A 4,553-nucleotide genomic window follows, 5' to 3' on the forward strand; every position below is an offset into this window, starting at 1 on the left:
CCAAAGTTTTTCCTTTTCTCCGGGGGATGCGTGGGCCCTCTTGGGGGAGAAAGTGTTTCCAACGCAGCCTTGAGTGTTCCCCCCCCCGGGGGGGCCGCCCACCGCTCAGTGGCAGGTCGAAGTGCGTCGCTACCAGCGGTACCAACGGCCACGGCTGCCACCGGAATTCGTCGAGCGGACAACGAATCCCAGCAGCCAGACCACCAGGACGACGATCGCCACCCACCACAGAATCTTGAGGGCGAACCCGGCGCCGAAGAGAATCAACGCGAGCAGAAGAACGAGCAGAAGCGGTCCCATAGTTTGTACCTCCCACTCGCGCGCTTGCCCCACGCCCACACTGACATGCGCGGATAATGTCACGGAACGGTATCCATCAGTTGGTGACAGGTGTCCTGGCGATGAGCGGGACAGGCGGTCGGGCGCCATAGTCACCGTGCCTCGACGACAGGCGCACTCGATTCCGAGTGCGCGCCAGACCCGTATCACCCCCTACCGCTCCGCAATTCCTTGTCCTCACCATGACGACCGGACGCTGCGGACTGTGTCGCGGACACCGCCGCGGGGATCCGGGCTGTTTCCGACTTCTGGTGCGACCGGTGGTGTCCCGCGCTGCGTCAGCGCGGTGACGGGACGGGGCGGGGCCGTCGAGGCGCGTCGACCGGAGTGACACACCGCCGACCGCCGTGTGCGGCCCGTGCGGCCCGTGCGGCCCGTGCGGCGTATTGACGCATACACGACCAATGGCTAGCTTCAGGGAGCGCTCTCACGCCTCGTCGCGCCGGTCAACTCAACTCCGCTTCCCGCACGGCGAATTGGACCATGGACAACGATGTCAGGCTCTGTCGAGGACTACGGAAGGCATGCCCATGCGCCCACGCCGCGTCGGATCACCTCTCTCGCCCCGCAGGAGCCGGGCGCTCGTGCTGGGTTCATGCCTAGCGCTGCTGTCGGTCACCGCCGTCGACAGCGCGGTGGCGCGGCAGGCCGCCCCGCCGGCGCGGGCCACGGCGTCGAGTTCCGTCGTCACCGACGGGAACGCCCGCTTCGAGGTGCTCAGTCCGACCCTGGTGCGGCTGGAGTACGCGGGCGACGCCGCCTTCCAGGACGGGACGACGTTCAACGCCGTCAACCGGTCCTTCCCCGTGTCCGACGTCACCACGGACGTCACCGCGGACGGGTACCGCGAGATCACGACGTCCGGGCTGACGTTGCGCTACAAGCGGGGCAGCGGCCCTTTCACGGCGGCCAACCTCACGGTGACGATGGCGGGCACGGGGGTGACCGCCACACCGGCGTTTCCTTCCTACTGCCCGGTCAACTCCGCCTGCGAGGCTGAGAATTCGCTGCTCAGCGGCTACGGCGTCGCCGCCTACGACCACACCGGGCACACCGGCTCCGGCTTCGTCGCCGGATACGAGCACACGGGCAGCGGACTCACCCAGGACGTCTCCGCGGTGCCGTCGACCGGCGACTACCGGCTGTGGGTGCGCTACTCCAACGCGGCGGGCGGTACGGGCACCCTGTCCACCCGGGTCGGCTCGACCGCGGGCCCGGCGCTCAGCCTGCCCGCCACCTCGTCGTGGAACGCCTGGTCGACCGCGTCCGCCACGGTGCACCTGACCGCTGGCGCCAACACCCTGAGCATCGTGCAGAACGCGGGTGACACCGGCCGGGTCAACATCGACAGCCTGGCGGTCACCCCGGTCGGCACCACGGCGTACCCGGCCGCGTCGACGGCGCTCACCACGACCGGCTACGGCGCGGGGCCGACGAACACCCTCGGCGGCTGGTCCCGGACACTGGACAATCCGGCGGCCGTGCCGGTGCCCGAGCACCCGGGGATCCTGGATCGCGACGGCTGGTACCTGCTGGACGACACCCGGACGGCTCTGCTGTCGGGCGCGCACGCGGTGACCGACCGGCCCTCGCACGGCACCCAGCCGTACCAGGACGGCTACTTCTTCGGCTACGGCCAGAACTACAAGCAGGGCCTCGCCGACCTCAACTCCCTGACCGGCGGCGCCAATCTGCTACCGGAGTCGGCCTACGGCGTGTGGTACTCGCGGTACTACGGCTACTCGACGGCCGACTACGAGAATTCGCTGCTGCCCACCTTCCGCAGCACGAACACGCCGATCGACTGGCTGGTGGTGGACACCGACTGGAAGTCGCCGACGCAGTGGAACGGCTGGAACTGGAACAGTTCGCTCTTCCCCGATCCGCGGGCATTCCTCGACTGGACCAAGCAGCAGGGTCTCGCGGTGTCGATGAACATCCACCCGACCATCGACAGCGGCGACCCCAAATTCGCCGCGGCCAACTCCCGCGCGGGCGGCCTCCTGCCCGACGGCGGCAGCACGTACGCCTTCGACTGGTCCAACCCGGCGCATCTGGCCGCCTATCTCGACCTGCACCAGCCCTTCGAGCAACAGGGCGTGCGGGAGTGGTGGCTGGACTACTGCACCAACTGCGGTGCCTCGACCGCGTCAGATCCGCATGTGGGGCCGGACAATCTGATCAACCAGGCCTATGCGGACGACGCGGCGGCCAAGGGGCTGCGCGGCTTCTCCTTCGCACGGATCGGCGGCTCGGAGGAGGGCGGCGACAACAGCAACTACCCGGTCGGGCCCTGGTCCGAGCGGCGCAACTCGATGCAGTTCACCGGCGACACGCCCGCGACGTGGGACATGCTCGCCTTCGAGGCGAAGTTCACCGCCGCCGAGGCCGCCGCGGGGATCTCCAATGTCAGCCATGACATCGGCAGTTTCCACGGCGGTCATCTCGCCGACGATCTGTACGCCCGCTGGGTGCAATTCGGCACCTTCCAGCCGGTGGACCGGCTGCACTCCGACCACGGCGACCGGCTGCCGTGGAACTACACCGGCGCTGCCGCGGCGAGCGCCGAGTCCTTCCTGCGGCTGCGGGAGGCGCTCGTCCCGTACACGTACACGCTCGCACAGCAGGCGAACGCGACCGGTGTGCCCATCGTCCGGCCGCTGTATCTCGACTACCCGTCCCAGGACGCCGCCTACAGCGCCACCGGCGAGTACCTGTACGGCGACGACGTCCTGGTCGCGCCGATCACCTCGCCCAACGACTCCAGCGGCAACGGCTCCGCGTCGGTGTGGGTGCCGCCGGGGAGCTGGACGGACTACTTCACCGGCCGCACCTACACCGGGCCCGCCACCGTCACCATCACCGGTCCGCTGTCCCGGATGCCGGTGCTGATCAAGGCCGGCGGCATCCTCACCACCCGCACCGACTACGTCGACAACCAGGGGCAGCGGCCGTTGACGCAGGTGACGGTGAATGTCGCCGCGGGTGCCGACGGGGCCTTCTCGGTCTACTCCGACGCCGGCGAGGGCACGGGCTATCGCAGCGGCCAGGCGACCGAGGCTCCCCTGTCGTGGAGTGAGGCGGCTCGGACACTGACGATCGGCGCGCAGACCGGTTCCTTCAGCGGCGCGCCGACCTCCCGGGCCTACACCCTGCGGCTGTCCAACTCGCAGGCGCCGACCGCCGTTTCGGTCGACGGGGCGCAGGTCCCGGAGACCGCGTGGTCGTGGAACGTCAACCGCAGGACGGTGACGGTGACGACGGGCGCGCTCCCGCTCGGCTCCTCGCACACCGTGACGCTGTCCGGCAGCGCGTCCGCGAACCCGGCGTCCGGCGAGGTGATCGGCGCGGGCGGCCTGTGCCTCGACGTGCGCGGCGGGGTGGCCGACGACGGGACGGCCGTGCAGCTGTGGGGCTGCAACCACAGCGCGGCCCAGCAGGTCGCGTACCAGGCCGACAGTACCGTCCGGGTCCTCGGCAAGTGCCTGACGGCCACGGGCGGCGGGACGGCGAACCGTACGCCGGTGAGCGTCGCGGGCTGCTCGGGTGCCGCCTCGCAGACCTGGACGCACCGCTCCGACGGCAGCCTGCTCAATCCGGCCTCGGGACGCTGCCTCGACGTGCCGGACGGCAACACCACACCCGGCGCCGTACAGCTCCAGCTCTACGACTGCGCCGGTGTGACCGCGCAGTCGTGGAAGCTGCCGCCCGGTGCGGTCTCCGGCCCCGCTGCCCTGTGCGTGGACGTGACCAACGCCGATCCGGCCTCCGCCACGCCCGTGCAGTTGTCCGGCTGCAACGGCTCCGACGCGCAGCGCTGGTCCGCGCCCGGCGACCGCACGCTGCGGACCTTCGGCAAGTGCCTCGACGCGGTGGGCGGCAACACCGGCAACGGCACACGGACCCAACTGTGGGACTGCAACGGCACGGGCGCCCAGGTGTGGGAGAGCCGGGCCGACGGCACCTTGTTCAATCCGCAGTCGGGCCGCTGCCTCGACGACAAGGACAACGGCCAGCGGGCCGGGGATCCCGTGCAGTTGTGGGACTGCAACGGGACGGCGGCACAGCGCTTCCGCCTCGGCTGACCGGCGCGCCCCGTCCGCTGTGTCCCACCCGGTCGGGGGGGGGGGGGGGGGGGGGGGGGGGGGGGGGGGGGGGGGGGGGGGGGGGGGGGGGGGGGGGGGGGGGGGGGGGGGGGGGGGGGGGAGGGGGGG

2 protein-coding genes are annotated in these 4,553 nt (G+C 70.8%); one reads left to right on the plus strand and one right to left on the minus strand.

Translation table 11 applies throughout. The features are described 5' to 3' along the window. Positions 1 to 129 precede the first annotated feature (129 nt). Positions 130 to 300: a hydrophobic protein gene (locus ACZ4EF_RS36800; RefSeq protein ID WP_355348845.1), complete on the minus strand. Its 171-nt coding sequence runs from the start codon at positions 298 to 300 to the stop codon at positions 130 to 132. 623 nt (positions 301 to 923) lie between these two features. Here ACZ4EF_RS36800 and ACZ4EF_RS36805 point away from each other — a divergent pair. Continuing rightward, positions 924 to 4,424 (plus strand): ricin-type beta-trefoil lectin domain protein, encoded by a 3,501-nt coding sequence (locus tag ACZ4EF_RS36805; RefSeq protein ID WP_467508558.1) that lies wholly within the window; start codon positions 924 to 926, stop codon positions 4,422 to 4,424. Positions 4,425 to 4,553: the final 129 nt, after the last annotated feature.

This window comes from Streptomyces sp. NPDC025721, from assembly GCF_055558595.1.

Coding starts and splice junctions, on each gene's coding strand:
- ACZ4EF_RS36800 (WP_355348845.1), bottom strand. CDS start 300: ATGGGACCGCTTCTGCTCGTTCTTCTGCTCGCGTTGATTCTCTTCGGC.